Origin of the sequence: Cellulosimicrobium sp. PMB13 (genome assembly GCF_051294865.1) — a bacterium.
GTDB lineage: Bacteria > Actinomycetota > Actinomycetes > Actinomycetales > Cellulomonadaceae > Cellulosimicrobium.
On record NZ_CP145910.1, the window covers coordinates 2,779,414 to 2,804,229 of the forward strand.

The window sequence follows — 24,816 nt, forward strand, 5'->3', positions numbered from 1 at the left end:
GCTCCGGTGCCGGCGGCGCCGTCGTGCGTCGTCGCTTCGGCCGTCGTCCACAGCCCCGTCGGGCCGCGCCCGCCGCGTCGGTGCCCGACCGTAGACTCGACGCGTGCCTCCCGTCTCGCCCGCCACGAACCGTCCGACCGAGGACACCGCGGCGGCGGACGGCCCGCCCACCCGTGACGCGGCGACGCTCGCCGGCGTCCCGGACGTCGACACGCTGCTCGACCTCGCCGTCGGGAAGCTCGGCGGCGCACGCCGGGACGGGCAGCACGCCATGGCACAGGCCGTCGCCGGGTCGATCGGGAGCGGTGAGCACCTCGTCGTCCAGGCCGGGACCGGCACGGGCAAGTCGCTCGGGTACCTCGTGCCCGCGGTGCGGCACGCCGTCGCGACCGACGAGCGCGTCGTCGTCTCGACGGCCACGCTCGCGCTCCAGCGCCAGGTCATCACCCGGGACCTCCCGCTCGTCGCGGAGGCGATCGGCGCAGAGCTGCCGCGCCCGGCCTCGATCGCCCTTCTCAAGGGCTGGCACAACTATGTGTGCGTCCACAAGGTGGCCGGCGGGTACCCGACGGACGAGCCGACGCTCTTCGACCTGCCTGGCGAGACGGCCGGCGCGACCGACCACCCGCTCGCGCGGGCCGACGGCCGCGCGGCGCCGTCGCTCGGCGAGCAGGTCGTGCGCGTGCGCGAGTGGGCCCAGGAGACGGCGACCGGTGACCGGGACGACCTCGTCCCCGGGGTGAGCGACAAGGCGTGGCGGCAGGTCTCGGTGACCGCTCTCGAGTGCCTCGGCCAGCGCTGCCCGCTGCTCGCCGAGTGCTTCCCCGACAAGGCCCGGGCGGCCGCGCGCGAGGCCGACGTCGTCGTGACGAACCACGCGATGCTCGGCATCGCCGCGATGGGCTCGCCGGGCGTGCTGCCCGAGCACGACGTGCTCGTGGTCGACGAGGCGCACGAGCTCGCCGACCGCGTGACGGCGGCCGCGACCGTCGACCTCTCCGTCCCCGCCATCGAGGGCGCCGCGCGCCTCGCGCGCCGGCACGGCGGCGCCACGACCGACGCGCTCGACGCCGCCTCCGCGGCCTTCGGCACCGTGGTCGGCGCCCTGCCCGCGGAGCGCTTCCCCGACGGGCTGCCCGACGGTGCGCGCGACGCCGTCGCAGCCGTGCGCGACGCGGCGCGCGAGGTGCTCTCGCGCCTCAAGCCCGAGACGGGCGTCCAGAAGCCCGCGACCCCGGACACGGGCCTGAAGATGGCGCAGTCGGCGATGCTCCAGCTCTTCGAGGTCGCCGAGCGGATGGCCGGGGACCCGACCGGGCACGACGTCCTCTGGTGCTCGCGGCCCGGCGAGGGCGGCTGGACCGCCGACCGGTTCGGCGAGGGCGCGAGCAGGCTCCACGCGGCGCCCCTCGGCGTCGCGGGTCTCATCCGTACCCACCTCCTCACCGAGCGCACCGGGGTCTTCACGTCCGCGACGCTCGCCCTCGGCGGGACCTTCGACGCCGTCGCCCGCACCTTCGGGCTGGGCGGGAGCGCGTCGGACGGCGAGGAGGCGCCGTCCTGGCGGGGCCTCGACGTCGGCAGCCCGTTCGACTACCCGCGCCAGGGGATCCTCTACGTCGCGAAGCACCTGCCGACACCCGGACGAGAGGCCGCGACCGAGCACCAGCTCGACGAGATCGCCGCGCTGGTCGAGGCGGCGGGTGGCCGGACGCTCGGGCTGTTCTCGTCTCGGCGGGCCGCCGTCGCTGCGGCCGAGGCGATGCGCGAGCGGCTCGACGTCCCCGTGCTGTGCCAGGGCGACGACCAGCTCCCCACGCTCGTGCGCGAGTTCGCCGACGACCCGGCGACGTGCCTGTTCGGGACGCTGTCGCTGTGGCAGGGCGTGGACGTCCCCGGTCCGTCGTGCCAGCTCGTGCTCATCGACCGCATCCCGTTCCCCCGGCCCGACGACCCCGTGCGGTCGGCGCGTGCCCGTGCCGTCGAGGCCGCGGGAGGGAACGGCTTCATGCAGGTGTCCGCGACGCACGCGGCGCTCCTGCTCGCGCAGGGTGCAGGACGTCTCGTCCGCTCCACGACAGACCGCGGAGTCGTCGCGGTCCTCGACCCCCGGCTCGTCACGGCGCGCTACGGCACGTTCCTCACGCGCTCGATGCCCGGCTTCTGGCAGACGACCGACCGCGAGGTCGCTGCCGCTGCGCTGAGGCGCCTCGCCGCCCTAGGCTGAGCGAAGACCACGAGACGGAGGCACGATGATCGACGCCGGCACCACCTTGCCCACCCCTGAGGAGAGCCGTGGAGGCCACGGGTCGAGGGCAGGAGCGCGGACCACGAAGCTGGCGATCGTCGGGGCCGGAGCCGTCGGGTCGACGCTCGCGTACGCGGCGCTCATGCGTGGGGCGGCGCGGACCGTCGCCATGCTGGACGTCAACCGGGCCAAGGTCGAGGCGGAGGTCCTCGACCTGCAGCACGGCATCCAGTTCATGCCCATGGCGAAGGTCGAGGGGTCCGACGACGTCGCGGTGTGCGCCGGCGCGGACGTCGTGGTGGTGACCGCGGGGGCGAAGCAGAAGCAGGGCCAGACGCGGCTCGATCTCGCCGAGGGCACGATCGGCCTCATGCGCACGATCCTCCCGGGGCTCGTCGAGGTCGCCCCGGACGCCGTCTACGTCATGGTGACGAACCCGGTCGACATCGTGACCTATGCGGCGCTGAAGTTCTCCGGGCTGCCGCCCGAGCGCCTGTTCGGCAGCGGGACGGTGCTCGACTCGTCGCGCCTGCGGTTCCTCGTCGCGCAGCACTGCGGCGTCGCGGTCCAGAACGTCCACGCCTACATCGCCGGGGAGCACGGCGACAGCGAGATCCCGCTGTGGAGCTCGGCGACGATCGGCGGCGTGCCGCTCCTCGAGTGGCCCGGGATCGCGGGACACCCGTCGCTCTCCGAGGACGCGCGCGAGGAGATCGCGCGCGAGGTGGTGCAGTCGGCGTACCGGATCATCGAGGGGAAGGGCGCGACGAACTACGCCGTCGGGCTCGCGGGGACGCGCATCATCGAGGCGGTCCTCGGCGACGAGCACCGGATCCTGCCCGTCTCGACGCTCCTGGACGGCGACCACGGGATCGAGGACGTGTGCCTCTCGCTCCCGACGCTGGTCGACCGCCGGGGTGCGAGCGAGCGTGTCCTGGTTCCGCTCTCCGACGCCGAGCTGGCCGGTCTGCAGAGCTCCGCGGCGTCGCTGCGCGAGGTCGCGCGGCGGTTCGGCCTGTAGGAGCACCGCACGACGACGGGCCGGTGACCCCACGAGGGGGATCACCGGCCCGTCGTCGCGAGGGCAGCGTCAGGGTGACGGCCGGTCGGTGCCGCCGGTGCCGCCGGGTCAGAGGCTGCGGAGCACGGACACGACGCGCCCGAGCACCTGTGCGTCGTCGCCGACGATCGGCTCGTACGCGGCGTTGTGCGGCACGAGCCAGACGTGGCCGTCGCCCCGCTTGAAGGTCTTCACCGTCGCCTCGCCGTCGATCATCGCGGCGACGATCTCGCCGTTCTCCGCGACGTTCTGCCGGCGCACGACGACCCAGTCGCCGTCGCAGATCGCGGCGTCGATCATGGAGTCGCCCTGCACCCGCAGGAGGAAGAGCTCGCCGTCGCCGACGAGCTGGCGCGGCAGCGGGAAGACGTCCTCGACGACCTGCTCGGCGAGGATCGGGCCGCCCGCGGCGATCCGCCCCACCACGGGGACGTAGGACGGCGCGGGGTGGGCCTCGTCGTGCATCTGCTCGTCGGGGACACGGACGAGAGGCGCGGCACGGCGGCCGTCGTCCGGCTGCACGACCTCGATGGCGCGCGGACGGTTCGGGTCCCGGCGCAGGTACCCCTTGCGCTCGAGCGTGGTGAGCTGGTGCTTGACCGAGGACGGGCTCGTCAGGCCGACGGCCTCACCGATCTCCCGCATGCTCGGGGGATACCCGCGCTGCTCGACGCAGGAGCGGATCGTGTCGAGGACCAGGCGCTGCCGTGGCGTCAGGCCGTCGCTTCCCGCCGTGCCGTCGGGAAGCTCGCGCACCTCGGCGAGCCCCCCGCTCGTGTCCCTGCCTCGTCCCGCCATCGTGGTCTCCGCCCTCGTCGCCTCACGGTCGGCGCCCTGCCGGGAGGAGTCCTCCCCGTACGGCACGCCGCCTCCTCGTCGTGGTGCGCCCGGCGCGGCCGGGGGCACCGGTCGACCTGATCCGGTGCGTCGTCCCTGGCGGGAGGCGTTCCGGGCCAGACCTGTCGGTGGACATGTCCGGCGAACCGACCTGGTCCCAGGTTAGGGGAGAGAGCACCGTGAATCAAACATCTGTTCGAGCATGTCTCGACTCCGTGGGCGGATCGTGGTAGACCTTCGTACAGGTGTTCTACGCACAGGTGTTCGATCCGCTCTCGGGTCGACGACGCAACCTCGCCGGGTCGGAGCGACCGGGGAAGGCGCTCCGGCGCCGGCGAGGGACGGAGGTAGTGATGACGAGTGTGACGTGGGGCGGCCTCGGCGGTCTGGCCGAGCAGCCGGAGCGGCAGGACCGACCCGTGCGGCGCGGCCAGGGTGGCGCGCGGTCGTCGACGGAGGTCTCGGCCGACGCGCCGCTGCGACTCACGCGGCGAGGGCGGATCGTCCTCGTCGTCGCCGTGGCGCTCCTGGTCCTGCTGGGCGCCCGCGTGGGCAGCGCCGTCGCGGGCTCGGCGGGGGAGCCCGAGGAGGTCCGGGTGCACGTCGTCGCCGCGGGCGAGACCCTCTGGGACCATGCTGCGGCTCTCGCCTCGCCCGGCGAGGACCTGCGCGACGTCGTGGCGCGGATCGTCGAGCTGAACGGCCTGTCGTCATCGGGTCTCCAGGCCGGGCAGCGGCTCGTGCTCCCGGTCGACGAGTGACTCGCGTCGCTGCTGTGACCTACGACACCTGGTCGCGGACGGCTCGTGGCGTTCCTGGGGTTGCGCTCTACGTTTAGGTCGACCTAAGTTAGTGTCACCTCACTCGCCGGGCTGGGGGGCCGGGCAGGAGGCGGGTCCGCGGTCATCCGCGACCTGTGAGCACGTCGGCGCACGCGAGGCGAGTCGCGCGCGAGATGGGGACGGGGGCGTCCCGACGGGGGCGACCGGCAACGGTCGCCCCCGTTCTGCGTTCCTCGGCCCGGCTCGCTCCCGCGGCCGCTGCGTCGGTACGGCCCCGGCGTGTTGCACCGTCGTGGGGCGGCGTCATACGTTCGTCGCGCCGCCCTCGCCCTGCGGGGTGCCGGGACCCAGCCGAGGAGAGCCGCCATGCACTGCCCGTTCTGCCGCCACGCGGACTCGCGTGTCGTCGACTCGCGGACGTCGGACGACGGCGCGTCGATCCGTCGCCGGCGCCAGTGCCCGCAGTGCAACCGCCGGTTCACGACGATCGAGACGGCGAGCCTGTCCGTCGTCAAGCGGTCGGGCGTCACCGAGCCCTTCTCGCGCGAGAAGATCGTCAACGGCGTCCGCAAGGCGTGCCAGGGCCGACCTGTCAACGAGGACGACCTCGCGCTCCTCGCCCAGCGCGTCGAGGAGACCATCCGCGCGAGCGGGAGCGCCGAGCTCGACGCGTACGAGATCGGTCTCGCGATCCTCGGCCCGCTCCGCGAGCTCGACGAGGTCGCGTACCTGCGGTTCGCGAGCGTGTACCAGGCGTTCGACTCCCTCGAGGACTTCGAGAGCGCCATCACGTCGTTGCGCGTCGAGCGCGAGGAGCGGACCGCAGCCCGGTTGACCGGGCTGACCGGCGACGCGGCCGTGCACGGCGACGGTGCCGACGGTGCTGGCGAGGTCGACGGGACGGCCGACGGCGTGGACGCCACGTCCCCGACGCGCTGACCGGCCCGCGCGGACGCGCCAGGGCCACGCGCGCGGGCGCGCCGGGAGTCAGAGGTCGCTGGAGCGGGCCGCCCAGAGGTTGATGCCGGTGTCCGCCGGGACCGACTCGACCGCGCGGAGCTCCTCGTCGGTGAGGGCCGGCGCGGCGAGCGCGGCGAGGTTGTCGTCGAGCTGGCGCGTCGAGCTCGCGCCGAGGAGCACCGACGTGACCCGCTCGTCGCGCAGCGCCCAGGCGATCGCCGTGGCGGCCAGCGAGCGGCCGTGCGAGCGTGCGAGCGCGTCGAGCCGTCGCACGTGCTCGAGGTTCTCCTCCGAGAGGAACTCACCGCGCAGAGGTCCGCCGCGTGCCGCGCGCGAGCCTCTCGGTGTCCCGCGCAGGTAGCGGTCCGTGAGCATGCCCTGCGCGAGCGGCGAGAACGCGACGACTCCCAGTCCGGCGTCCGCCGCGACGTCGAGCACGCTCTCTCCCGACGCGTCCGGGACCTCGATCCACCGGTTGAGCATCGAGTACGAGACCTGGGTCACGACGAGCTCGACCCCGAGCTCGGCAGCGACGTGCAGCGCCTCGCGCGTGCGCCGGGCGGAGTAGGACGAGATCCCGACGTGGCGGGCGCGCCCCGAGCGCACCGCGGCCCCGAGCGCGCCGACGGTCTCGTGGAGCGGGGTGGTCGGGTCGAAGCGGTGGCTGTAGAAGACGTCGACGTGGTCGAGGCCGAGCCGGCGCAGCGACGCGTCGAGGGACGACAAGAGGTACTTGCGCGAACCACCCTCCCCGTAGGGACCGGGTCCCATGCGGTAGCCCGCCTTGGTCGTCACGACGAGCTCGTCGCGGACGGGCCGCAGGTCGCGCGCGAGGAGGCGACCGAGCGACGACTCCGCCGCCCCTCCCGGTGGGCCGTAGTTGTTCGCGAGGTCCACGTGCGTCACGCCCCGGTCGACGGCGTGCAGGACGATCTCTCGTTGCGTCGCGAACGCGTCGGCCTCGCCGAAGTTCTGCCAGAGACCGAGGGAGAGCGCGGGAAGGGTCAGCCCGGTGCGGCCGAGCCGTCGGTGCGGCAGGTCGCCGGGGCCGGCGAGAGAGGCGTCGTCGGGAGCGGTACGGGGCACGTCCACGACGCTACCCGAGGCGGCGGCCGGGAAAGGACTGGCGCCGGCGCCGGGCGTAGGGGAGGCTGGCAGGGAGCCCGCGCCGTCGGGCTCGCGAGCATGCGACCTCGGCCGGGACGCGATCCCGGCCGAACCCACCTGACCCCGAGGACGAGGAGAACGCGATGGCGTCCGACCAGCAGCGCCCAGCAGCCGAGACGGCACCCAGCGACGAGGCCAAGGCGAAGTTCCGCGAGGCGCTCGACCGCAAGAACGCCGCGCGGCACCGGTCTGCGGACGGGGAGTCGAACACCGGTTCCGTGCACGGGTCGGAGACCGTCGGTCCGGTGCAGCGCACCTTCCGCCGCAAGTCCGGCTGACCGCTCGAGCCGTCCGACGGGACCTGCGCCGCCGAGTGCGGCCGGGTCCCGTCGTCGTCTCCGGACACGGGCGACGTGCCGCGCGGGTCGTCAGGAGCGCGCGTCGGGTGGCGCGCGCGTCAGGTGGCCGGTGCCCGGCGTCCTCCGCCGGTCCCGGCGGCCCGGCGGAACCGGCGCCCGCTCACGGCGTGCGGGTCGACCCGCACCCACTCCTCGGTCGGGACGTCCACGAGGGGCACGAGCGGCTCGACCACCGAGCCCGCTGCCGCGACCTGCTCCGCCGAGTCGAGGCGGCGCGCCGTCCCGCGCACGACGACGCTCCACGCGGAGTCCTCCTCGACCCCGTCCCACTCCAGGGCGACGCGGTCGTTCGTGACGAGCGTCGCGAGCTTGGTCCCCGGGATGGTGCGGAAGGTGAGCGTGCCGTCGTGCGCGCGCACGCTCACGGGGTAGATGTCGGGCTCGCCCTGGACGCTCACGGCGAGCCGGGAGACGTGCGTGCCGTCGATCAACGCCCAGCAGGTCGTGGTGTCGAGCACCTCGGCGGCGTCGTCCGTGTATCCGGTCATGCTCCATCGTGGCACCGCGGCCCCACCGGTGCGCAGACGACGAAGGTCCCCGGTGACGGGGACCTTCGCACCCGGTGGTCGAGCGCCCGGTCAGTCCAGGACGCGCAGGGCGATCGTCTGCTCCATGTCGGCGAGCGCGCTCACGACGGCCGGCTCGACACGCGAGCCGACGTCCGTGACGACGTAGCCGAGGTCGCCCCGCGTCGCGAGGAGCTGTCCCTCGATGTTGGTGCCGTGCTCGGCGAGCGTGGCGTTGACCGCCGCGAGCACACCCGGTGTGTTGCGGTGCAGGTGCGTGATGCGCGTGATCCCCGTCGTCTGCTCGAGCGCGAGGTTGGGCACGTTGACGCTGAGCGTCGTCGAGCCGGTCGTGAGGTAGTCCCGCAGCTTCGACGACACGAACTGCCCGATCGCCTCCTGCGCCTCCTCGGTCGACCCGCCGATGTGCGGGGTGAGGATGACGTTCGGCAGGCCGCGGAGCTCCGAGTGGAACGAGTCGCCCTTGCGCTTGGGCTCCTCCGGGAACACGTCGACAGCTGCTCCCGCGACGTGCCCCGACAGGATCGCCTCGCGCAGCGCGTCGTAGTCGACGACGAAACCGCGCGACAGGTTGAGGAAGATCGCGCCCGGTCGCATGCGGGCGATCTGCTTGGCCCCGAACATGCCGGCGTTCCCGGCACGGCCGTCGACGTGCAGCGTCACGACGTCCGCCGTCTCGAGCAGCTCGTCGAGCGTGTCCATGCGGCGGGCGTTGCCCAGCGCGAGCTTCTCCGCCGTGTCGTAGAACACGACGGACATGCCGAGGTTCTCCGCGACGACCGAGAGCTGCGTGCCGATGTTGCCGTAGCCCACGATCCCGAGCGTGCGCCCGCGGACCTCGTGGGCGCCCTCGGCGGACTTGTCCCAGACGCCGTCGTGCAGCGCCCGGTCGCGCTCGGTGAGGCGGCGCGTGAGGGCGATGATCTCGGCGAGCGCGAGCTCGACCACGGAGCGCGTGTTCTGGAACGGGGCGTTGAAGGCTGCCACGCCCTGGGCCGCGGCCGACCGCAGGTCGATCTGGTTGGTCCCGATGCAGAACGCCCCGAGCGCGACGAGGTCCGGTGCGTTCTCGAGCACGGTCGCGGTGACGTTCGTCTTGGACCGGATGCCGAGCAGGTGGACGCCCTGGAGGGCGTCGATCAGCTCGGACTCGTCGAGCGCTCCGGTGCGGACGGTGACGTCGATCCCCGCGGCCTCGAGGTTCGAGGCGGCGAGCGGGTGCAGGTTTTCGAGGAGGAGGGCGCGTAGCACACCCCCATGGTGCGCCCCGTCCGCGGTACGGACCAAACGGGTCTTGGCCCTCGGGACGACGTGAACGGGCGTCTACCGGGAGCCGAGCCCTGCGGGGAGGGGACGGGCGTGCACCACCACGAGACGCTGCGTGGGCCTCGTCATCGCGACGTAGAGGTCGGAGGCGCCCGAGGCGCCCCCGGCCACGTCGGCCGGCTCGACGAGGACGACCGCGTCGAACTCGAGCCCCTTGACCTGCACGGGGTCGAGGACGACGACGGGAGCGTCGGGGTCCGCGCGCCGGCCCGGGTCGGCCAGACCCAGCGCCGCCCGCACCGCCGGGAGGGCCGGTGCCGTCGCCACGACGGCGACGCGTCCCGCCTCGCTCCCGACGAACGCCGCGCGGGCGGACGCCACCTCGTGGCGCACCGCGTCGAGGACGGCGTCGCCCGGGACCGGCGCGCCCGCCCCGCCCGAGCCGTCCACCGCGCCGTCGGCGACCGGGACGTACCGCAGCGCGTCGGGGACCTCGCGCGCCGACGTGAGCGGCGAGACGGGCAGGCCCGCGGCGACGGCCGCCTCGCGCGCGGCGTCCGCGACGGCCGCCGGCGTGCGGTAGTTGACCGTCAGCTCGGCGAGACGCCAGGCGTCGCGCAGGACCGGGTCGAGCGCACCGGCCCACGAGCGGGCGCCCGCGAGCGACGACGTCTGCGCCACGTCGCCCACGATCGTGAACGACCGCGTCGGGCAGCGGCGCACCAGCATCCGCCACGCCATCGCCGAGAGCTCCTGCGCCTCGTCGACGACGACGTGCCCGTACGTCCAGCTCCGGTCCTGCGCAGCGCGCTCGGCCGTGGTGAGCCGGGGCCCGCTCGCCGCGAAGCGCTCCGCGAGCACGTCGGCGTCGACGATCCCGCCGCCCGCACCGGACGACTCGAGCACCTGGCGCGCGTACTCGAGGTCGCGCGCGCGCTCCGCGGACCGCGCCGCCGCCTCGGCGCGCTCGGCCTGGTCGTCCTCGCCCAGCAGGTCGGCCGCCTCGTCGAGCAGAGGGACGTCCGCCGCCGTCCACGGCGAGCCCTTGGGCCGTCCGAGCAGGCGGCGGTCGGCGGGCGAGAGCTCGGGGGCGGCCTCCGCGAGGCGGTGCGGCTTGGTGTACAGGTCCTCGATCAGCCGCTCGGGGGTGATGGGCAGCCAGGCGAGGTTGAGCGCGACGCGGACGTCGTGGTGCGACCGCAGGTCCTCGAGCGCGATCGTGCGGTCCTCGCCGACCAGCGGCTCGCCGAGCCGCGCGGCGTACTGGTCGACGAGGCGCCCGAGCATGTCGCGGACGAACGTCACGCGCGCGAGGTTGTGCGGCTTGTGCGTGCGTCGTGCCTTGGCGATGGCGTCGCGCACGTCGCGGCGGCGGATGACGAGGTCGTGCCCGTCGAGCCGGACGGGCACGTCCTGTGCCGGGACGCGCTCGCGCGCGCGCACGGCGCGACGCACCGCCGTCGCCATGACGGCCCGCCCCTTGACCTGTGCGACGCGCGGGTCCTCCTCGCCGTCCGCGACGAGGCCGGGAAGGAGGTCGGAGATGGTCGTGCTGACGACGCCCGTCTCGCCGAGGGACGGCAGGACCTGGTCGATGTAGCGCAGGAACGACAGGCTGGGGCCGACGAGCAGCACGCCCGAGCGCTCGAGCACGCGCCGGTGCGCGTAGAGGAGGTAGGCGGCACGGTGGAGCGCGACCGCGGTCTTGCCCGTCCCCGGTCCGCCCTGGACGACGAGCGCCCCGCCGAGCGGGGAGCGGATGATCGCGTCCTGCTCGGCCTGGATCGTCGCGACGATGTCGCCCATCCGGCCCGTGCGGCCCGCTGCCATCGCGGCGAGGAGGGCGCCCTCCCCGGAGAGCGTCGAGCCCGCGACGTCGGCGGGCGCGTCGAGGTCGAGCAGCTCGTCCTCGATCCCGGTGACCTCGCGGCGGTGGGTCACGAGGTGACGTCGGCGCACGACGCCGTCGGGGTGCGCCGCGGTCGCGCGGTAGAACGCCTGCGCGGCCGGTGCGCGCCAGTCCGTCAGCAGGCTCGTGTGCTCGGCGTCGGTGAGCCCGATGCGGCCCACGTACCGGCGCGTGGAGTCCTCCAGGTCGAGCCGGCCGAAGGCCAGCCGGTCCTCCACGGCGTCGAGCTGCGCCACCCGGTCCTCGTAGAGCGTCGCGAACGCGTCGCGCTCGCTGCGGTTCTGGGGCGACCCGGACGGCCCTGACCGGCGGACCGCGTCGAGGCGCGCACGGGACGCGGCACGCAGCTCGTCCAGACGTGCGTAGAGGATGTCCACGACCTCCTGCTCGAGCCGGAGCTCGTCCGAACGTCCCACGTCTTCCTCTCGTCCGTCCGCGTGCCACCTGCCGTGACGCGGCCGTCCATTATGGCCCACCCCATGACCCTTCACGGCACGCCCAGGCCGCCGTCCCGGGACCGGACCGGCGGGCCCGCTAGGATCGGTGGCCATGGCGACTGGTCGGGAGCGGACGTCGTGACCGGCGAGGTCCGGCACGGCCCGGTCGCGGGGACCTCCGGTCCCGGCGGGACGGGCAGCACCGGTCAGGGAGCCGCCGGTCCGGTCCGGTCCGTGCTCGCGCCGTCCGACGTGCTGCGGATCCTTCTCGTGGAGGACGACGACGGCGACGCCCTTCTCGTCGAGGAGCTGCTCTCCGACGCGAGCCTCAAGGTCGAGCTGCACCGCGCGACCACGCTCGACCTCGCTCTCGAGATGCTCCGGGAACGACCTGTGGACTGCGTCCTCCTCGACCTCGGTCTGCCGGACTCCGTCGGCCTCGGCGGCGTCGAGCGCCTGCGCGCGGGCACGAGTCCGCCCGCCCTCGTCGTGCTCACCGGCCACTCGGGGATCGACCTGGGAGTCCAGGCCGTCGCGGCGGGCGCCGACGACTACCTCGTCAAGGGCGAGGTGGGCCCGGACCTGCTCGGCCGCTCCGTCCGGTACGCCGTGCAGCGGCGCAAGTCGGAGGAGCAGCAGCGGGCGCTCTACCGCAGCGAGGTCCGCGCCGCGGAGACCGCGCGACTCGAGCGGGCGCTGCTGCCCAAGCCCTTGGTGCAGGACGAGCGCCTGGCGGTCATGGTGGGCTACGTCCCGGGGGGCAACGGGCTGCTCGGCGGAGACTTCTACGACGCCGTCGAACGCCCCGACGGCTCCGTGCTGTGCGTCATCGGCGACGTCGCCGGGCACGGGCCGGACGAGGCCGCGCTCGGCGCGACGCTGCGCACGGCGTGGCGCACCATCGTCCTGTCCGACACCGACCCCGCGGCGATCCTGCCCCTCCTCGAGCGCGTCCTCGTCCCGGAGCGCGCACGCCCGGAGGTCTTCGTGACGCTCTGCCAGGTCGTCGTCGACCCCGGTCGACGGTTCGCCGACATCCACCTCGCCGGTCATCTCGCGCCGCTCCTGCTCCAGGAGAGCGCGACCGAGGTCCCGCCGACCGCACGCGGGCGCGCGCTGGGGATCCCCGTCGCCGGCGGGTGGTCCGCCCAGCGCGTCGAGCTCGGTGGCCGCTGGGCGCTCATGCTCTACACGGACGGGCTCGTCGAGGCGACGGTCGAGGACCCCGCGGCCACGGCGCACGCGGCGCGTCCGGAGCGCATCGGCGTCGAGGGTCTGCGGCGCGCGGTCGACACGGCCCTCGAGCAGGGGACCGAGGGCATCGTGGAGCGCGTGTTCCGCCGGGTCCGCGACCTGCACGGCGGGCCGCTCGCCGACGACGCGGCCCTGCTCGTCATCGGCTGGGCGGGCGACGACGCGCCGGTCCCCGCCGAGCGCACGGCGACGCTCGCCGACTCCGACGAGTGGGCGCGGTGAGCGCGGTCCGCAAGGCGCCCACCCTGCGGCGTCGGCTCGGGTGGGCGCTGGTCGTCGCCGGGGTGATCCTGCTGGGCGTCGTGACGACGTCGGCGCTCGCCCTCTCGCGCGTGCTCACGCTCCAGGACGAGATCACCGGGCCGTACTTCGACGCCGTCACCCAGGCCGACTCGTCGTTCGTCGCGCTGCTCGACACCGAGTCGGCGGTGCGCTCCTACACGGCGACCGGCGACGAGACCGCGCTCGAGGCCTACGCGCGTGCCGTGGGGGTCGACGGGACGGTCGCGATCGCCGATCCCGGGGACCTCGCGCGCCTCCGCTCGGGGGACGGCCTGGCCGACGCGCACGACGAGGCGCTGCGCGCGGTCGAGGCGTGGTTCACCGACTACGCCGAGCCCGCGATCGAGTCCACGGGGCGCGCCGGCCCCGGCACGGTGACGCGGGTGGAGCGCGCCGAAGGGGCCGCGCTCTTCGCCGAGGCGCGCGCCGCCACCGGCCGGTACGTCGACGACCTGCGCGCGGAGCGGGCGGAGGCCGTCGAGGCCCTGGACCGGTGGAGCCGCGTCCTGTTCGGCAGCGTCCTGGTGCTGGTCGGCGCGGCGCTCGCGGTGGGCATCATCCTCTGGGTGTGCCTCAAGCGGTGGGTCACCGAGCCCGTGGCGCAGCTCGCGCACCGGGTGCGGCTCGTCAGCTCGGGCCAGCTCGACGAGCCCGTCGTCACGTCCGGGCCCGCGGAGATCGCCGACCTCGCGCAGGACGTCGAGCACATGCGCGTCGAGCTCGTCGCCCAGGTCGCCGAGATCAAGGCGTCCCACGCGGACTCCGCGCGCGCACACGAGCTGCTCGAGGAGCAGACCCGCGAGCTCGAGCGCTCGAACCGTGATCTCGAGCAGTTCGCGTACGTCGCCTCGCACGACCTCCAGGAACCCTTGCGCAAGGTCGCGAGCTTCACGCAGCTGCTCAAGAAGCGGTACGGCGGCGAGCTCGACGACCGGGCCGACCAGTACATCGACTTCGCCGTCGACGGTGCCAAGCGCATGCAGAGGCTCATCCAGGACCTGCTCGGGTTCTCGCGCGTCGGCCGGACGGGGACGGAACGGGTCGACGTCGACCTCGAGGCGTCGCTCGAGACGGTGCTCGACGACCTGTCGGAGACGATCGCGGCGAGCGGCGCCACGGTCACGCACGACCCGCTGCCGGTCGTGGTCGGCGAGCCTGCGCTGCTCCAGCAGCTCCTCGCGAACCTCGTCGGGAACGCGCTGAAGTTCAGGTCGCCGGACCGTGGCCCCGTCGTCCACGTGGGCGTCCTCGCACGCGACACCCACTGGGAGCTCTCGGTCGCCGACAACGGCATCGGCATCGACCCCCAGTACGCGGACCGGGTGTTCGTCATCTTCCAGCGCCTGCACGCGAAGGACGTCTACGAGGGCACGGGGATCGGGCTCGCGCTGTGCAAGCGCATCGTCGAGTACCACGGCGGTCGTATCTGGATCGAGCCGCGCGAGGGCGGCACGACGGTCCGCTTCACGCTGGCCCACGCCTACGTCCACGCGCAGGTCGGCTACGCTCGCACCGACGACGGTGGCCCGGGGACGGGCCGCGACCACGAGGAGACCACCGCATGAGCCACGGCACGAAGCCCATCGACGTCCTGCTCGTCGAGGACGACCCGGGCGACGTGCTCATGACGCGCGAGGCGTTCGAGGACCACAAGGTCACGAACCGGCTGTCGGTCGTCTCCGACGGCGTGAGCGCGCTGGCGTTCCTGCGCAAGGAGGGCGAGCACGCCGACGCCCCGACGCCCGACCTGATCCTGCTCGACCTCAACCTGCCGCGCATGGACGGCCGCGAGGTCCTCGCGGAGCTCAAGGCCGACGACGTGCTGCGGCAGATCCCCGTCGTGGTCCTCACGACGTCGGAGGCCGAGGAGGACGTGGTGCGCAGCTATTCCCTGCACGCCAACGCCTACGTGACGAAGCCCGTCGACTTCGACCGCTTCATCGACGTCGTCCGGCAGATCGACGACTTCTTCGTCTCGGTGGTGCGGCTGCCCGGTCGCTGACCGCGTCCGGCGCTGCGCCGTCGGGCCTGCGCAGCGTCGGTGCCGGGAAGGATCCGCCGGGGCGGCGCGTTGTCCACCACAGGCCTCCGCGCACGACGGCGGACGGCGTGGGACGTGACGGAGGAGGACGGATGCAGGACCCCCGGGAGATCTACGAGCTCGACGAGGACGCGGTCGCGCGCCTGTGGCCGAGCGCCCCGGAGCCGGGTGCCGGTCCCGTGCTGGTGCACGCGATCACCGGCTTCGTGGACGCGGGGAACGCCGGCGAGCGAGCGGTCGAGCACCTGCTCGACCGGGGTGAGGTCACCCGGCTGGTGACGTTCGACGTCGACCAGCTCCTCGACTACCGCTCCAAGCGCGCGACGATGACGTTCAGCACCGACCGGTGGTCCGGTTACGACGACCCGCACCTGGTCGTCGACCACGTGCGCGACGCCGAGGGGACGGGCTTCCTGCTGCTGCACGGCGCCGAGCCGGACCTCCAGTGGGAACGTGTCGTCGCCGCGCTGCGCGGCGTGGTCGACCGGCTCGGCGTGTCGTTGACCGTAGGCATCCACGGCATCCCCATGGGCATCCCGCACACGCGCCCGCTCTCCGTGACCGCCCACGCGACGCGCCCGGAGCTCGTCGCGGAGCACGCGTCGTGGTTCGGGACGGTGAAGGTGCCGGCGAGCCTGGCCGCCCTGCTCGAGCTGCGCCTCGGTCAGGCTGGCCACGACGCGGTCGGCTACACGGTGCACGTCCCGCACTACCTCGCGCAGTCCGCGTACCCGCCCGCGACGGTGGTCGCGCTCGAGCACGTCCAGCGCCTCACGGGCCTCGACCTGGCCACGGGCGACCTCGCCGAGGCGGCCCTGGACGCGACGACCGAGGTCGAGCGTCAGGTGCACGACTCCGAGGAGGTCGCCGCCGTCGTCCGCGCGCTCGAGGAGCAGTACGACGCGTTCGCGCGCGCGGTGGGCCGCACGAGCCTGCTCGCGGACACCGCGCCCATCCCGACCGCGGACGAGCTCGGTGCCGAGTTCGAGCGCTTCCTCGCGCAGCAGGGGGACTGACAGCGCGCGCCGCGCCATGTCACGACATATCGGCACGAGGCGTCGCGATTCTGCGTGGCACATCCCACATCGTCCGTGCCAGACTGTCGTCCGTTGCAGTGACGAGCGTGTGCATGTCCGGTGCCGGTCGCACGGGTCGCCGTGTGATCGGCGGCCCGGACGGACGTCGTGCCGGCCCTCGGGGCCGGCCCGTCGGAGCGGGACGTGGCACGTCGTCCTGCGGCGCACGGGGTGGACGAAGGGTCCGCTCGCTGATGTCCCGGACGGACAGAAGGTCAGAGGAACAGCATGGCGCAGGGTTCTGTGAAGTGGTTCAACGCCGAGAAGGGCTTCGGCTTCATCGCGCAGGACGGCGGGGGTGCCGACGTCTTCGTGCACTACTCGGCGATCGAGACGCAGGGGTACCGCACGCTCGACGAGGCGCAGCGGGTCGAGTTCGAGATCACGCAGGGCCCCAAGGGCCCGCAGGCGGAGAACGTCCGCCCGCTCTGACGGTCGCGCCGGCGGCCCAGGCCACCGAGCGGTCTTCGCACAGGAGCCGCGCCCCGCACCGGGGCGCGGCTCCTGCGCGTCTGGACCCCCGTGCTCTCAGGCCCCCGTACCGTCGCCGGCCGACGGGACAGGGGGCCCCGGCGGGTCGTCGAAGGGGCGGGCCGCACCCACGAACGTCGCGAGCTCGGAGCCGACGAGCACGCGGGCGGGGAGCGGGAGCGTCCGCGCCGCACGCGACAGGCCCGCCGACGCGAGGTCGGTCGACGTCGCCCCGGGACGCACCGCGACGAGCACCAGGTTCCCGTACCGCCGGCCCTTGAGCTGACCGGGCTCTGCGATCGCGGCGAGCCGCTCCCCGTGCCGGTCGCTCGTCGGGAGCCGCGTCACGCCACCGGTCGGCACCTCGGCGGTCGGCACGACGGCGGTCGACACGTCGCCGGCCGACGCGTCGAGCGCCGGCCGGACGGCGTCGTCGGGGGCCGCGACCGCCACGAGCGTCGCGAGCTCGCGGCGCGCGGTGGTGAGCGGCGGGCGGTCCGCGCAGTTCGCCAGGTAGACCCCGCCCGGACGCAGGACGCGCCGCACCTGCCGGGCCGTGCCGGCCGTCACGAGGTGCTCGGGCGTCGCGTCCCCGGCGAACACGTCGCGGACGACGACGTCGAACGCCCCGTCGGGGAAGGTCGTCAGGGCGTGGCCGGCGTCGTCGGCCCGCAGGCGCAGGCGGGGCGAACGGGGGAGGTCGAACCACTCGCGCACGAGCTCGAGGAGTCGCGCGTCGAGGTCGACGCCCACCTGGGTCGAGCCCGGTCGGGTGTGCTCGACCCACCGTGCGAGAGTGCAGCCTGCGGCTCCGAGATGCAGCACCCGCAGGGGGCCCGGCGGCGCCTGCTCGATCACCGCCGCCATCTGCTGCATGTACTCGAACGCCAGGAACCCGGGGTCCTCGAGGTCGACGTGGGAGCTGGGCACGTCGTTGACGAACAGGGTCACGGCCGTGTCGTGGTCCCTGTCACGCTCGAGGCGCGCGGTCCCCGTCGTCGTCACGACCGGGCCCACGGGCAGGTCACGGCCGTGCGGGGCGACGGTCGCGCGACGCCGGCCGCGTGATGTGGGTGGCTCGGGGGACGCTGGATCGGCAGGAGTGGACCGGCGGGCGCGACGTGCCATGGGCCCACCGTACGGTGCCCCGGCCGGCGTGCCGGCCACCCGGCCCTCGCGACGGCGTTGACAGCAGTCGAACAGGTGTTCGATAGTGGTACGGGAGGTGCGTGATGACGAAGGACACGAGAGGGACCGTTCCGGCCCCCGTCCCGGGCGAGGTCGGACGGATGCTCGCACGCGCGGACGCCGAGCTCGTCTCCGCGGCGGTCGCGACGGACCCGGCCGAGCGTTTCGTGCACGCGCACCTCGGCGCGCTGCGGGCAGCGGCCGCGGTCGTCGCGCTCCGCGGCCGGCCGGTGCGGCGAGGGCGCGCCCGTCCCGTGTGGGAGCAGCTCTCCGACGCCGAGCCAGGCCTCGCCCCGTGGTCCGTGTACTTCGCCGGCGGGGCCCGCGTGCGCGCCGCGGTCGACGCGGGCAGGTCCGACGTGGTGGACGCGCGCCGTGCCGACGAGCTCCTGGCGTGCGCCGAGGACTTCCGGGACGAGGTCGCGATGCTCGTGGACCCCGGGGCGGAGTTCGTCCGTCTTCCGGGCGTGCGGACGGTGGCGTCATGACCTCGGGCCCGCGATGAGCCGGGGCCTGCGATGAGCCGGGGGCCGCGATGAGTCGCGGGCCGCGCGCCACCGTGCGGCGCGACTGGGGCGACGACGAGGACGGCTGCAGCATCCTCCACGTCGACATGGACGCGTTCTTCGCCTCCGTCGAGCTCGCGCGGCGCCCGGAGCTGCGTGGTCGTCCCGTGATCGTGGGCGGCGCCGAGCGCGGCGTCGTCCTCGCCGCGACGTACGAAGCGCGCGCCTTCGGGGTGCACTCCGCGATGTCCATGGCCGCCGCGCGCCGCGCGTGCCCGCAGGCGATCGTCGTCCCGCCCGACCACGGCAGCTACTACGCCGTCTCGCGCTCGGTCATGGCGATGCTCGGTGAGGTCACCGCGCTCGTCGAGCAGGTGAGCGTCGACGAGGCCTTCCTCGACGTGAGCGGCGCCCGGCGACGGCTCGGGCCCCCCACGGTGATCGGCGCCGCGCTGCGCGACCGGGTCCGGGCAGCGCACGGCATCACGTGCTCGGTCGGTATCGCGACGACGAAGTTCGTCGCCAAGCTCGCCTCCACGCACGCCAAGCCCGACGGGATGCTCCTCGTCCCGGCCGCCGCGACCGTCCCTTTCCTGCGCACGCTGCCGGTGGGTGCGCTGTGGGGCGTGGGGGAGCGCACCGAGCACGCGCTGGCACAGTGGGGCATCCGCACCGTCGCCGAGCTCGCGGACACCGACGTCCCGGTCCTCCAGGCCGCGGTCGGGAAGGTCGCCGGGGCGCACCTGCACGATCTCGCGTGGGGACGTGACCCGCGGCCCGTGGAGCCGGAGCGGTCCGAGCGCTCGGTCGGCGCCGAGACGACGTTCGAGCACGACCTGCGCGACCTCGGAGCGGTGCAGGACCGCGTGCTCGAGCTCTCCGACCGGTGCGCGGCACGGCTGCGGCAGCAGGGGCACGTGGCCCGGACCGTCAGCGTGAAGGTGCGCACGAGCGACTTCCGGACGGTGACCAGGTCCCGCACTCTCGGGTCACCCACGGACGTCGCACGGGAGATCTACCTCGTCGCCCGCGAGCTCGTCGCCGGGGTCGACCTGCACGGGCTCGCCGTGCGCCTCGTCGGAGTCCGTGCGGAGGGCCTGGAGCACCGCCAGGGCTCGGTCGCCCAGCCCACCCTCGAGGAGGCGGTCGACGAGCACGGGGCGACCCGACGGCGCGCGGAGGAGGCCGTGGACGCCGTGCGGGGCCGATTCGGGGTGAGATCTATCGCGATGGGGCCCCGAGGGCACCGCTCGACTACCACGCCCGCTGATGTCGGCCTATCCTGAGGGTGTCACTCGACCACCGCGGAGAAACGGGGTGCCCATGCCTCTGTCTGAGTACGAGCAGCGGGTTTTGGAGCAGATGGAGCGCGCCCTCACCACGGACGACCCGCGCCTGGCCAACACGCTGCAGTCGCCCCGTCGGCGCTCGGCGCTGAGATACGTCCTCGTCGGAGTCGGTGTGGTCGGAGGGTTGCTGCTGCTGGTCCTCGGCGCGGCGACCTCGCAGACCTGGCTCGGCGTGGTGGGCTTCGTGCTGATGTTCGCCGGCGTCGTCCTCGTCTTCCAGGCGCCCCGACCGGCCAAGGGTGGCCCGGTCGGCACCGTCGACGCCGACGGCCGCGTCCGCCCGGCGAACCCGGCACCGGCCCCGCGGAAGTCCTTCCTCAGCCGACTCGAAGAGCGCTGGGACCGCCGTCGCGAGCACGGCGGTCGCTGAGCGACCGCTCGACCTCGGTAGCGGCCGTCTCGACCAGCTCCGCCAGGCGCGCGGGCTCCGCCGGCGCCCCGCCCCGGACGTAGCGCTCCTTCTCGAGTGCCGCGACCAGCTCGACGAGCGCCTCCACCCCGGCCTCCGAGAGGTCGGAACCTGACCGCTCGCGCACGACGCCCGCGACGGTCGTCGGCACGTTGCGGGGCGTCGTGGAGGCCTGCCACGAGACGCCGAGCCCGTCCAGGCGTGCGGTCAGCTCGACCCAGGCCCGCTCGGCGTCGAGAGCGCCCTCCGGGCGGGTCCGCCGGCGGGCGACGAGCCACAGCGCCCCCGCGGCGAGAGCGACGGCGACGAGCGCAGCAGCGACGACGAGCCACGGTGCGCCCGAGCCGTCGACCGCGCCGTCGGTCCCGCCCGTCCCGCCACCGACCGTGGGCGCGGGCGTCACCGGGACCTCGGGCCCGGGCGCGACGCCGGGCGTCAGTGCGTCGCTCGGGTCCGTCTGCCCCGGGACGGGCGAGGTGCCCACGGGCGTGGCCCACGACGGCACGGGGCCCGTCTGCTGTGCGGGCGTGGGTTCGAACCGCACCCAGCCCTGGCCGGGGAAGTAGAGCTCGGGCCAGGCGTGCGAGTCACGACCCGTCACCTGGAACGTCGTGTCGTCGGTGCGCTGGCCGGGGAGGAACCCGACGCCGAGCCGCGCGGGGATGCCGAGCGTGCGCGCCATCATCGTCATCGCCGTGGCGAACTGGACGCAGTACCCGGTGCGCTGCTGCAGGAAGTCCCACACCGCGTCGCCGGAGTCGCCGGGCGGCACCTGCGTCGAGTAGGTGAACGTCGACACGTCGCGGAAGTACGTCTGGAGGGCGAGCGCCTGGTCATAGCGCGTCGGCGCACCCCGGACGACCTCGGCGGCGAGGTCGCGGACGTCCTGCTCGTGGGACGTCGCCGGGACGTCGAGGTAGTTCGGGTCGTCCGGGTCCGCGCCGCCCGCCGAGCGGAGGGTGTCCGCGTCGAGCGCGCGGGGATAGACGGTCAGCTCGTAGCTCGATCCGGCGCTCGTCGCCCGGGTCCCGAGCACCTCGTCCCGCACGGGGTCGTACGCCCAGTCGCCGTCCACGTCGAGGGTGCGCGGCTCGGTCGGGACGGGCAGCTTGGTGTCACGGAGCGACTCGAGCGTGACCCGGACCTGGCGCGGCTCGGCGTCCGCCGAGTCCTGCGGCCAGAGGAGCTGGTCGGGGCCCTCGATCGGCGTGCCCTCGCGGTCGGCGCCACGGCGCCAGTTCGTGCCGTCGAAGCCGGTGAGGGTGAAGACCCGCAGGGGGCCCAGCTCCTCGCCGTCCGTGCGGTACTCCAGGACGACCTCGTCGGAACGCTCCGCGAGATCGCGGCGCATGTCGAGGTCGTCGGAGAGCCGGACGGTGTCGCCCGTCGACGAGAAGAGGCGGGTCCACGACGACGACGCGACCTCGGGCAGGGTCGCGCTCGCGGCCCCCACGCCGAGGCCGACGGTGGCGACCGTGAGGGCGGCGGCCACCGCGGTCACGGCGCGTGTGCCGCCGAGGGCGCGGTGGCGTGCGTCGTTCTCGCCGGCACCGGGGCGCCGCAGCCCACGGTGCGGGTTGTCCACGGCGAGCAGGAGCACCAGAGCGGTGACCGTGAGGACGAACGCGACGGGCGGCACGTCGCCTGCGATGACCAGGCCCGGGATCCAGAGCGCCAGGAGCGGGAGCCCGACCCCCGCACCGAGCCGCAGCCCGCCGGCCATGAGGTCGGCGACCAGGAAGACGACGACCGCGCCACCCACGGCGAGCAGCTCGATGGGCAGGCTCGGGTCGATCGGGGCGACCTCGGCGAGAGTGAGCTCGCGCCCGGTCTGCAGCCGGGTGAGGAGCCGCTCGACGTTCGTCAGCCCGATGAGGACGGAGAAGCGGTCGGTGGGTCCCCCGTACAGACCGAGGAGGGCCCAGGCGCCGACGACGAGACCCGCGAGCGAGGGCAGGAGCGTCGCGGGCGGTTCCAGTGCCTCGCCGCGCACCGACCGTGACCGTTCGAGACCGTAGCGGCAGAGCCCGGTGACGAGCGCGAGGACGGCGATCGTGCGGACGGCCGTGCGTGTCCAGTCGCCGGGGCCGATCACGGTCCCCAGGGCGTACACCGACGCGGCGACGGCGACGGCGACGCACAGGGTCGTCGCCAGGATGCGCGCACCGAGCCCGGCCGGGGCCGCCGAACGCGGTCGCGAGCTCGTGCCGCCGGTCATCGCACACCGTCCATGAGCAGCGTCCAGGCGTTCTCGAGCGGGGTCCCGGCATCGACGAGGGCGACGTGCCAGCCCGTCGCCCGCAGCGCGTCCACGGTGTCCTGAGCCTCCGTGCGCTGCGACGACCACGTCCGCGGGCGCACCACGAAGGCCCAGTGCAGGGAGTCGCCGGCGATCGACGCGACCGTGTGGCGCGCCACGGGACCGAGCGGTCCGAGCACGGCGACGGTGATCTCGCCCGGACGCCGTGCGGTGCGCAACGCCTCGGCGGTCGCCGCCGCGGCACGGTCCGTGTCGGACAGGCCGTGGTGGCCGTGCAGGTCCACGGTCGCGTCGAGCAGGTCAGCCGGTCCCTCGCCGGAGCGGTTCGCGGTGAAGCCGGAGGTGTCGACGACGGGCGCCAGCGAGGTGGCCACGAGGCGTACGGGGTGGCCGGCGTGCAGCAGGGACACGCCGACCGAGGCGGCGCACTCCACGGACCACTCGCCGTCGGCGAGCGCGTGGCCGCTGCTGCGCCCGAGGTCGGGGTGCGGCAGCAGACCGCGGTCGAAGAGCACCGTCACCGGGGGCAGGCTCGCGCTCTCGTCCGCGCGGACCATGAGCTGGCCGTGGCGGGCCGCGCTCGCCCAGTGCACCCGGCGGGGGTCGTCACCCGTGACGTAGTCGCGCAGCACGGAGTCGTCGCTCGACGCGAGCCGGGCGCCGGACGCCGAGCGCTCCTGCTCGCCGAACGCGCGCGTGCCGCGCACCGGCAGGTCGACGGTGCGCGGCCACACCGCCACCGAGGTCGGCTCGCCGAGCTCCTGCGTCGCGCTGACGAGCCCGAAGGTGTCGACCCGCGTGGTGAGGAGCGGCCCGAGCGACCAGCGCCCGCGGCGCAGCGGCCGCAGGCGGTACCGCACGGCGATGTGGTCGGGGCGCGTCGCGACCTGGGCTCGCAAGGACCCCTGGTCGCAGAGCTCGTGCGCGGCCTGCTCGCTGATGCGCAGGCGCGCGAGCATGCCGGCGGTGGTGACCGACCGGCGCGCCGCCGACACGGTCAGGCGCGCCGTCGTGACCTGGCCGGCGACGGCGGGGTTGGGCTGGACGCGCCGGGCGACCCCCAGGGCCCGGCGGCCACGGTCGATACGGCGGGCGGTCATCCAGGCCCACGCCGCGCCCACGGCGAGCAACGCCGCCGCACCCAGCCCGACGACGTCGGCCAGGCCGAGCGTGACGCCCGCGGCGACGAGGACGGCACCGGCGACGAGGAGGGAGGTGCCGCGCCGGGTGAGGCGCGCGCGGGCGAGGCTGCGGCCGAACCTGCGCAACCGGGCCAGGACGGAGAGGCCGCGCACGTCAGCGCCGCTCGGGCTGCCGCTCGGACGGCTCGCGCGCCGGGACCGGCGTCTGGGCCAGGATGGCGGACACGACGGCGGGGGCGTCCAGGCCGGCGAGGCGGGTCTCCGTGGTGATGACGAGACGGTGTGCGAGGACCGGGACGGCGAGGTACTGGACGTCGTCGGGTAGCACGTGGTCGCGCCCTGACATGGCGGCGAGGGCCTTGGCCGCCCGCAGCAGCTGCAGCGACGCGCGCGGCGAGGCGCCGAGCCGCAGGCCGGGGTGCTGTCGGGTCGCCGTCACCAGGTCGAGCACGTAGCGCTTCACCGCGGGCGCGGCGTAGACCGAGCGGACGACGGCGGCGAACCGCAGGATCGCGTCCCCGGTCGTCACCGGGCGCAGGTGGGCGAAGGGGTCCTCCGCCTCCTGGCGCTCGAGCATGAGGATCTCGGCGTCGAGGTCGGGGTAGCCGACCGTGAGGCGGGCCATGAAGCGGTCGCGCTGCGCCTCGGGGAGGGGGTAGGTCCCCTCCATCTCGACCGGGTTCTGGGTGGCGACGACCAGGAACGGGCGGGGCAGCGCGTGGGTCGTGCCGTCGACGGTGGTCTGCCCTTCCTCCATGCACTCCAGGAGGGCCGACTGCGTCTTCGGCGACGCCCGGTTGATCTCGTCCCCGATGACGATGTTGGCGAACACCGGACCGCGACGGAACTCGAACCGGTGGTCGGCCGCGCGGTAGATGTTGACGCCCGTGAGGTCGCTCGGCAGGAGGTCGGGCGTGAACTGGATCCGTCCGACCTGGCAGTCGATCGTGCGGGCGAGCGCCTTCGCGAGCGTGGTCTTGCCGACGCCCGGCACGTCCTCGAGGAGCAGGTGACCCTGGGCCAGCAGGACGGCGACCGTCACGTTCACGAGGTCTGGCCTGCCCGTGACGACGGACTCGATGCCGGATCGCATGCGGGACGTCGTCTCGACCAGCTCGTCGAGACCGGCCGGCGTCGCCGCCGGGTCCTCGTGCTCGTCGGGCGACGCGACAGGGGCGATGTCGGGGAGCACGGTGACCTCCGTCGTCGGTGGTGGCGCTGCCGCGGAGAGGGAGTCCGCAGGTGGGACGAGCCTAGTTGACGACGAGCACTGCTCCGAGCGGAGG

At 74.4% G+C, this 24,816-nt stretch carries 22 protein-coding genes; 13 read left to right on the forward strand and 9 right to left on the reverse strand.

Annotated elements, in window-relative coordinates; translation table 11 throughout:
* Positions 1-103: 103 nt before the first annotated feature.
* Both V5D56_RS12465 and V5D56_RS12470 read left to right on the forward strand, forming a co-directional pair.
* Positions 104-2,227 carry an ATP-dependent DNA helicase gene (locus tag V5D56_RS12465; protein WP_435735644.1) on the forward strand — a complete coding sequence of 708 codons (2,124 nt, stop codon included), beginning with the start codon at positions 104-106 and terminating at the stop codon, positions 2,225-2,227.
* A 25-nt stretch (positions 2,228-2,252) separates the two neighbouring features.
* The gene (locus V5D56_RS12470; RefSeq protein ID WP_435735645.1) at positions 2,253-3,269 is read left to right on the forward strand and encodes an L-lactate dehydrogenase; all 1,017 of its coding nucleotides are present in this window, start codon (positions 2,253-2,255) and stop codon (positions 3,267-3,269) included.
* Between the two features lie 108 nt (positions 3,270-3,377).
* On the opposite strand, the gene lexA is transcribed toward V5D56_RS12470, so the two are convergent.
* The gene (gene lexA / locus V5D56_RS12475) at positions 3,378-4,106 is read right to left on the reverse strand and encodes a transcriptional repressor LexA (protein ID WP_435739023.1); all 729 of its coding nucleotides are present in this window, start codon (positions 4,104-4,106) and stop codon (positions 3,378-3,380) included.
* Between the two features lie 392 nt (positions 4,107-4,498).
* On the opposite strand from lexA, the gene V5D56_RS12480 reads away from it, so the two are divergent.
* Positions 4,499-4,906 carry a LysM peptidoglycan-binding domain-containing protein gene (locus V5D56_RS12480; protein WP_435735646.1) on the forward strand — a complete coding sequence of 136 codons (408 nt, stop codon included), beginning with the start codon at positions 4,499-4,501 and terminating at the stop codon, positions 4,904-4,906.
* 387 nt (positions 4,907-5,293) lie between these two features.
* Positions 5,294-5,866, forward strand: a complete 573-nt coding sequence (gene nrdR / locus V5D56_RS12485; protein WP_435735647.1) for a transcriptional regulator NrdR — start codon at positions 5,294-5,296, stop codon at positions 5,864-5,866.
* A gap of 48 nt (positions 5,867-5,914) precedes the next feature.
* On the opposite strand, the gene V5D56_RS12490 is transcribed toward nrdR, so the two are convergent.
* The gene (locus V5D56_RS12490; protein ID WP_435735648.1) at positions 5,915-6,973 is read right to left on the reverse strand and encodes an aldo/keto reductase; all 1,059 of its coding nucleotides are present in this window, start codon (positions 6,971-6,973) and stop codon (positions 5,915-5,917) included.
* Positions 6,974-7,137: 164 nt separating this feature from the next.
* Here V5D56_RS12490 and V5D56_RS12495 point away from each other — a divergent pair, with 164 nt between their 5' ends.
* A complete protein-coding gene (locus tag V5D56_RS12495; protein WP_435735649.1) occupies positions 7,138-7,332 on the forward strand; it encodes a DUF5302 domain-containing protein in 195 nt (64 codons plus the stop codon).
* Positions 7,333-7,451: 119 nt separating this feature from the next.
* Here V5D56_RS12495 and V5D56_RS12500 read toward each other — a convergent pair whose 3' ends face one another.
* The 3 genes from V5D56_RS12500 to V5D56_RS12510 all read right to left on the reverse strand — a co-directional run bounded on the left by V5D56_RS12500 (position 7,452) and on the right by V5D56_RS12510 (position 11,531).
* Complete coding sequence (locus V5D56_RS12500; protein WP_435735650.1) at positions 7,452-7,901, reverse strand: pyridoxamine 5'-phosphate oxidase family protein; 450 nt, start codon at positions 7,899-7,901, stop codon at positions 7,452-7,454.
* A gap of 90 nt (positions 7,902-7,991) precedes the next feature.
* Entirely contained in the window at positions 7,992-9,191 is a 1,200-nt protein-coding gene (gene serA, locus V5D56_RS12505) for a phosphoglycerate dehydrogenase (RefSeq protein ID WP_435735651.1), read from the reverse strand.
* Between the two features lie 72 nt (positions 9,192-9,263).
* Positions 9,264-11,531, reverse strand: a complete 2,268-nt coding sequence (locus tag V5D56_RS12510; protein ID WP_435735652.1) for a HelD family protein — start codon at positions 11,529-11,531, stop codon at positions 9,264-9,266.
* A 159-nt stretch (positions 11,532-11,690) separates the two neighbouring features.
* Between V5D56_RS12510 and V5D56_RS12515 the strand changes: the two genes are divergently transcribed.
* The 5 genes from V5D56_RS12515 to V5D56_RS12535 all read left to right on the forward strand — a co-directional run bounded on the left by V5D56_RS12515 (position 11,691) and on the right by V5D56_RS12535 (position 16,637).
* A complete protein-coding gene (locus tag V5D56_RS12515; protein WP_435735653.1) occupies positions 11,691-13,028 on the forward strand; it encodes a PP2C family protein-serine/threonine phosphatase in 1,338 nt (445 codons plus the stop codon).
* Positions 13,025-14,653 (forward strand): sensor histidine kinase, encoded by a 1,629-nt coding sequence (locus V5D56_RS12520; protein WP_435735654.1) that lies wholly within the window; start codon positions 13,025-13,027, stop codon positions 14,651-14,653. The genes V5D56_RS12515 and V5D56_RS12520 overlap by 4 nt, the downstream gene beginning before the upstream one ends.
* On the forward strand, positions 14,650-15,090 hold the full coding sequence (locus V5D56_RS12525) for a response regulator (RefSeq protein WP_435735655.1): 441 nt from the start codon (positions 14,650-14,652) through the stop codon (positions 15,088-15,090). The genes V5D56_RS12520 and V5D56_RS12525 overlap by 4 nt, the downstream gene beginning before the upstream one ends.
* A gap of 131 nt (positions 15,091-15,221) precedes the next feature.
* Positions 15,222-16,145, forward strand: a complete 924-nt coding sequence (locus V5D56_RS12530; RefSeq protein WP_435735656.1) for a proteasome assembly chaperone family protein — start codon at positions 15,222-15,224, stop codon at positions 16,143-16,145.
* 288 nt (positions 16,146-16,433) lie between these two features.
* Positions 16,434-16,637, forward strand: coding sequence for a cold-shock protein (locus V5D56_RS12535; protein ID WP_251150730.1), 204 nt, complete (start codon positions 16,434-16,436; stop codon positions 16,635-16,637).
* Between the two features lie 96 nt (positions 16,638-16,733).
* Here V5D56_RS12535 and V5D56_RS12540 read toward each other — a convergent pair whose 3' ends face one another.
* Positions 16,734-17,804 carry a spermidine synthase gene (locus V5D56_RS12540; RefSeq protein ID WP_435735657.1) on the reverse strand — a complete coding sequence of 357 codons (1,071 nt, stop codon included), beginning with the start codon at positions 17,802-17,804 and terminating at the stop codon, positions 16,734-16,736.
* Positions 17,805-17,908: 104 nt separating this feature from the next.
* Between V5D56_RS12540 and V5D56_RS12545 the strand changes: the two genes are divergently transcribed.
* The 3 genes from V5D56_RS12545 to V5D56_RS12555 are packed head-to-tail and all read left to right on the forward strand — an operon-like array spanning position 17,909 to position 20,089.
* Positions 17,909-18,352 (forward strand): SAV_6107 family HEPN domain-containing protein, encoded by a 444-nt coding sequence (locus V5D56_RS12545; RefSeq protein ID WP_435735658.1) that lies wholly within the window; start codon positions 17,909-17,911, stop codon positions 18,350-18,352.
* Positions 18,353-18,399: 47 nt separating this feature from the next.
* Entirely contained in the window at positions 18,400-19,656 is a 1,257-nt protein-coding gene (gene dinB, locus V5D56_RS12550; protein WP_435735659.1) for a DNA polymerase IV, read from the forward strand.
* Positions 19,657-19,693: 37 nt separating this feature from the next.
* Entirely contained in the window at positions 19,694-20,089 is a 396-nt protein-coding gene (locus V5D56_RS12555) for a DUF3040 domain-containing protein (protein WP_435735660.1), read from the forward strand.
* Here V5D56_RS12555 and V5D56_RS12560 read toward each other — a convergent pair.
* The 3 genes from V5D56_RS12560 to V5D56_RS12570 are packed head-to-tail and all read right to left on the reverse strand — an operon-like array spanning position 20,037 to position 24,623.
* On the reverse strand, positions 20,037-22,346 hold the full coding sequence (locus V5D56_RS12560) for a transglutaminaseTgpA domain-containing protein (RefSeq protein WP_435735661.1): 2,310 nt from the start codon (positions 22,344-22,346) through the stop codon (positions 20,037-20,039). The genes V5D56_RS12555 and V5D56_RS12560 overlap by 53 nt on opposite strands.
* Entirely contained in the window at positions 22,343-23,683 is a 1,341-nt protein-coding gene (locus V5D56_RS12565; RefSeq protein WP_435735662.1) for a DUF58 domain-containing protein, read from the reverse strand. Before V5D56_RS12565 ends, V5D56_RS12560 begins: the two co-directional genes overlap by 4 nt.
* 1 nt (position 23,684) lies before the next feature.
* Positions 23,685-24,623, reverse strand: a complete 939-nt coding sequence (locus V5D56_RS12570) for an AAA family ATPase (RefSeq protein ID WP_435739024.1) — start codon at positions 24,621-24,623, stop codon at positions 23,685-23,687.
* Positions 24,624-24,816: the final 193 nt, after the last annotated feature.

What these genes read in the sequence shown, in the direction of transcription:
- V5D56_RS12495 (WP_435735649.1), top strand. Translation starts at nt 7,138, where the DNA reads ATGGCGTCCGACCAGCAGCGCCCAGCAGCCGAGACGGCACCCAGCGAC.
- V5D56_RS12535 (WP_251150730.1), top strand. Translation starts at nt 16,434, where the DNA reads ATGGCGCAGGGTTCTGTGAAGTGGTTCAACGCCGAGAAGGGCTTCGGC.
- V5D56_RS12530 (WP_435735656.1), top strand. Translation starts at nt 15,222, where the DNA reads ATGCAGGACCCCCGGGAGATCTACGAGCTCGACGAGGACGCGGTCGCG.
- dinB (WP_435735659.1), top strand. Translation starts at nt 18,400, where the DNA reads ATGAGTCGCGGGCCGCGCGCCACCGTGCGGCGCGACTGGGGCGACGAC.
- V5D56_RS12555 (WP_435735660.1), top strand. Translation starts at nt 19,694, where the DNA reads ATGCCTCTGTCTGAGTACGAGCAGCGGGTTTTGGAGCAGATGGAGCGC.
- nrdR (WP_435735647.1), top strand. Translation starts at nt 5,294, where the DNA reads ATGCACTGCCCGTTCTGCCGCCACGCGGACTCGCGTGTCGTCGACTCG.
- V5D56_RS12480 (WP_435735646.1), top strand. Translation starts at nt 4,499, where the DNA reads ATGACGAGTGTGACGTGGGGCGGCCTCGGCGGTCTGGCCGAGCAGCCG.
- lexA (WP_435739023.1), bottom strand. Translation starts at nt 4,106, where the DNA reads ATGGCGGGACGAGGCAGGGACACGAGCGGGGGGCTCGCCGAGGTGCGC.
- V5D56_RS12470 (WP_435735645.1), top strand. Translation starts at nt 2,253, where the DNA reads ATGATCGACGCCGGCACCACCTTGCCCACCCCTGAGGAGAGCCGTGGA.
- V5D56_RS12525 (WP_435735655.1), top strand. Translation starts at nt 14,650, where the DNA reads ATGAGCCACGGCACGAAGCCCATCGACGTCCTGCTCGTCGAGGACGAC.
- V5D56_RS12570 (WP_435739024.1), bottom strand. Translation starts at nt 24,623, where the DNA reads ATGCGATCCGGCATCGAGTCCGTCGTCACGGGCAGGCCAGACCTCGTG.
- V5D56_RS12500 (WP_435735650.1), bottom strand. Translation starts at nt 7,901, where the DNA reads ATGACCGGATACACGGACGACGCCGCCGAGGTGCTCGACACCACGACC.
- V5D56_RS12545 (WP_435735658.1), top strand. Translation starts at nt 17,909, where the DNA reads ATGACGAAGGACACGAGAGGGACCGTTCCGGCCCCCGTCCCGGGCGAG.
- V5D56_RS12540 (WP_435735657.1), bottom strand. Translation starts at nt 17,804, where the DNA reads ATGGCACGTCGCGCCCGCCGGTCCACTCCTGCCGATCCAGCGTCCCCC.
- V5D56_RS12560 (WP_435735661.1), bottom strand. Translation starts at nt 22,346, where the DNA reads ATGACCGGCGGCACGAGCTCGCGACCGCGTTCGGCGGCCCCGGCCGGG.